Origin of the sequence: Methylocaldum sp., from assembly GCF_039794385.1 — a bacterium.
Classification (GTDB): domain Bacteria; phylum Pseudomonadota; class Gammaproteobacteria; order Methylococcales; family Methylococcaceae; genus Methylocaldum.
The window spans coordinates 1-3,569 of record NZ_JBDIVO010000420.1 but is presented as its reverse complement, the minus strand read 5'-3'; the positions used below and the strand labels follow the sequence as shown (position 1 = coordinate 3,569).

Genomic DNA, 3,569 nt, shown 5'->3' with positions numbered 1-3,569 from the left:
GTCAGATACACCGTAATGAGTTGAGTTTGCCAGTCCATGGTCGTCTCTCCGAGGGGTGTTGCAGAACCCTCCTCAAGAGACACCAATGGGCTGGCATCTTCTCTCCGTTAGCTCTTAATTCGCATTTTAGTCGCGACCCTTCCAACAAAGCCCTTCGCCGAGCCGATACGTCGGCAAGGGATTGCCGACCTACATATCCGAATCCTTTACACCGATTCGGAAAACGCTCTAACCGCAAACTCGGCCGATGCGCTTCGTGCCTCAGACTCACGAAGGCCGGATACGCTTCGATTAATCCGGCTTACATTCCGGTCGAGGAACCCGTGTGCGGGGCGACGCCCGGCTGCAAAATAGTCTCCCGCTCAAGAGCGCTTTTTAGCCGGCGCCCTCGCCCGTGCTGCCGCCACACGATGGGAAAAATGCCCTAGCCCCTCCCCTATTTTGATCAAGCCGCCTCGTCGCGGACTTTGGCGCGCGAAAACCGATCGATCAGCCCGCAAGCTTGTGAAATGCCCCGCCTTCGGCATGCGGCATTACAGTAGCGGCCATGAGCAAACGGTCGCTTTACATCGCCGCCTACGACATCTCCGACGACGCCCGCCTGCGCAAGGCGCTTTTCGTGCTGCGCAACTATTCCACCGGCGGGCAGAAATCCGTGTTCGAGTGTTTCCTGACCGAGGCCGAGAAACGCCAATTGATCGACGAGGTCCGGGAGGTCATCGACGAGGAAGCCGACCGATTTCTGCTCTTGCGGCTGGATCCCCGGATGAAGGTTCGCGTGCTCGGCATCGCGGTTCCTCCGGCGGACCCGGAGTTCTTCTACGTCGGCTGAGGATCGAATGGGCACGCTTTACCTGGACAGAAAAGATATCGAATTACGCCGCGAGGGCCGGCATCTCTGCCTTTACGAGGGAGGCAGCCGGAGCGCGACGATTCCCCTGAACGTGGTCGAGCGGGTGGTCGTCCGCGGACAGGCGACGCTCAGCACCGGCGTGCTGGGACTGCTCGCCGAGGAAGGCGTCGGCCTTCTGGTCCTGAGCGGCCGGCAGGGACGCACCGCGGCGATTCTGCACGGAAACCGACACGGCGACACCGCCCGGCGCATCGCGCAATACCGTTGGCACCACGATGACGAGTACCGGCTGCCCTGGGCGCGCCGATTGGTGGCGCTCAAATTGAAAGCCCAGGCCCGGCTGCTGCGCTCGGCGCTAAACGTCCGGCCCGATTGCCGCAAGCCGCTTACGGATGGCATCGCGCGAATTGATCGTGCCTTGGCAAACATTGAGGACGCGCCGCGGCTGGAACGGCTACAAGGGATCGAAGGCGCGGCCGCGGCGGCTTATTTCGCGGGGTTCACGCAACTGTTTCCGGCCAGTCTCGACTTTACCGGACGCAATCGCCGGCCGCCGAAGGACCCGGTCAACGCGGCCCTGTCGCTAGGATATACGCTGCTCCATTTCGAGGCCGTCAACGCCTGCCATGCCGCTGGGCTGGACCCTTACGTCGGCTTCTATCACGAACCGGCCTATTACCGCGAATCCTTGGGGGCCGACCTGATAGAGCCGCTGCGGCCGAGGGTGGATCGCTGGGTATGGCGGCTGTTCGCCGAGCGAACCCTGCGCGCCGATTCGTTCGCGACCGAAGCCGACCGCTGTCTCTTGAAAAAGAACGGCCGGGAAGTTTTCTATGCCCGCTACGAAAGCTTCGTCCGTCCCCTGCGTGGCCTGTTGCACCGCTACGGCCTGTTGATCGCGCACCGTCTGACCGAGGAGGCGCCGTGAGACCGCTGTATCTGCAAGGCGCGGGAACCACGATCAAGCGTGATGGCCCCGCTCTGCGCGTCATCCGCGCCGGCGCCGCGGAGCGCTGGTTTCCGTTGCGGCGGATCTCGCAAGTAGTCTCGGCGGCGCACATCGATTGGTCCGTCGACGCCTTGCTGGCCTGCGCGGAAAACCGCATCACCGTGAGCTTCATCGACGACGAGGGGGCGGTGCTGGCGAGATTGATAGGAAGGCCCGGAGAACGCTACGAGCTTCGCCAGCGCCTTTTGGATTTTCTGCTGCGCCCGGATTGGCAGGATCTATATCTTCAATGGAACGGCGCTATGGAGCGCATGGCGGTGCGCAGCGTGATTCGCCGCACCGGCCTTGGCTTCGACCGTCCGCCCTCGGCGAAAGAGCTGCGCCAACTGTTCCAGGACGGTGCGCGGGGCATGGATCAACTCCCCGCCTACGAGCGTATCGGACGAGAGGTGTACGGGCTGCTGACCGGCCTGGTGACCAGGCATTTGGCCGACGCCGGGATTACCGCCGAATTGGAGCCCATGGGCGAGCTCAATCCTGTGATCGGCTTGAGTTCCATCCTGTTCTGGGATTTCCAGCTGGCACGGCTGGCCTGGCTCGAAGACCGGCTCCGCGAGAACCGGCTCGGCATCCCGGACCGTATCGAAATCGTCGGTTTTTTCGAGGCCCGTCGGAAACGCACGGAACATTTGACCCTCGGCCTGCTCAACCGGCTGCACCGCTGGCTGATCGAGCTTGTGTGATGCCGCTCAATCAAGCTCAAACCTACCTGGTGTGCTACGACATCGCCGATCCGAAGCGTCTGGGGCGGGTTCACCGCTTGCTCCGGGAGCAAGGCATCCCGGTGCAATACTCGGTGTTTACCGCCCAGCTGACGACCAAGGAACTGGGCCGAATCATTGCGGGCCTGGTCGAACGCATCGACGAGCGCGCCGACGACGTGCGGATCTATCCCTTGCCGAACCGTCCGGAAACCACCAGCCTGGGGCTTCAATACTTCCCGGACGGCGTGCTCTTGATCGAAAAAGGCAAGGACTTGCTGAGAGCGCTTCGTTAGAGCGTTTTCATCTCGCTCTACGGCAAAACAGGCCTGGCCGGAGTCGTTGGCGCCTTCGGCCAGGGTAGATCGACTCAAGCTTTCGTAGGTCGGCAATCCTTTGCCGACGAGCCCGCTCGCCCAACTGCACCGTCGGGAAGGGGGGCTTCGGCGCTCCAATCGCAAACGGCCATCCCAGGAGCGCTGGGATGACCCTTCCAATCGCAAACGGCCATCCCAGGAGCGCTGGGATGACCCTTCCAATCGCAAACGGCCTGGCCGGGAGCGCCGGCCACGCCCTTCCCGAAGACGCCGTTTGCGATTGGAAGGGGCCGATTAAAGGCCCGTTTGCGATTGGAAGGGTCGCGACTAAAACGACCGTTTGCGATTGGAAGGGTCGCGACTAAAGCGACCGTTTGCGATTGGAAAGGATTGCCGACCTACAGGGTGATACGGTCGTAGATCTGCAGTCCCTTGCCGACGGACCGGTTGGCTTAACTGCACCGTCGGCAAAGGATTGCCGACCTACGCGCTGCACTCGCGTTCCACACAATTTTATGGAATGTACTTAGAACGGCATCGCCATGGTTTAGGCAACTTGACAGGTGCGGCTCATGCCGGACCATCCTCGTCCGGCACCAATCCTCCGGGAGAGGATTGGGACGCGGAGCGCCCGCGAGGGTGAAAAACAAGGATGTTTTTCATCAATCCTGCCGGTTTGTCGTTCCTCA

General features: G+C 61.9%; 4 protein-coding genes. All 4 read left to right on the top strand.

The window, feature by feature from the left end:
• Nucleotides 1–547: 547 nt before the first annotated feature.
• The 4 genes from cas2 (ABJK70_RS21960) to cas2 (ABJK70_RS21945) are packed head-to-tail and all read left to right on the top strand — an operon-like array spanning nucleotide 548 to nucleotide 2,859.
• The gene (gene cas2 / locus ABJK70_RS21960; RefSeq protein ID WP_156879344.1) at nucleotides 548–832 is read left to right on the top strand and encodes a CRISPR-associated endonuclease Cas2; all 285 of its coding nucleotides are present in this window, start codon (nucleotides 548–550) and stop codon (nucleotides 830–832) included.
• 7 nt (nucleotides 833–839) lie between these two features.
• Nucleotides 840–1,781: a CRISPR-associated endonuclease Cas1 gene (gene cas1 / locus ABJK70_RS21955; RefSeq protein WP_077732671.1), complete on the top strand. Its 942-nt coding sequence runs from the start codon at nucleotides 840–842 to the stop codon at nucleotides 1,779–1,781.
• Entirely contained in the window at nucleotides 1,778–2,545 is a 768-nt protein-coding gene (locus ABJK70_RS21950; protein ID WP_086135395.1) for a CRISPR-associated endonuclease Cas1, read from the top strand. Before cas1 ends, ABJK70_RS21950 begins: the two co-directional genes overlap by 4 nt.
• Nucleotides 2,545–2,859 (top strand): CRISPR-associated endonuclease Cas2, encoded by a 315-nt coding sequence (gene cas2, locus ABJK70_RS21945; RefSeq protein WP_077732673.1) that lies wholly within the window; start codon nucleotides 2,545–2,547, stop codon nucleotides 2,857–2,859. The genes ABJK70_RS21950 and cas2 (ABJK70_RS21945) overlap by 1 nt, the downstream gene beginning before the upstream one ends.
• The last annotated feature ends 710 nt before the right edge of the window (nucleotides 2,860–3,569 follow it).

Bases quoted from the DNA above. Each gene is read 5' to 3' on its own strand.
- cas2 (WP_077732673.1), top strand. From the start codon at position 2,545: ATGCCGCTCAATCAAGCTCAAACCTACCTGGTGTGCTACGACATCGCC.
- cas2 (WP_156879344.1), top strand. From the start codon at position 548: ATGAGCAAACGGTCGCTTTACATCGCCGCCTACGACATCTCCGACGAC.
- cas1 (WP_077732671.1), top strand. From the start codon at position 840: ATGGGCACGCTTTACCTGGACAGAAAAGATATCGAATTACGCCGCGAG.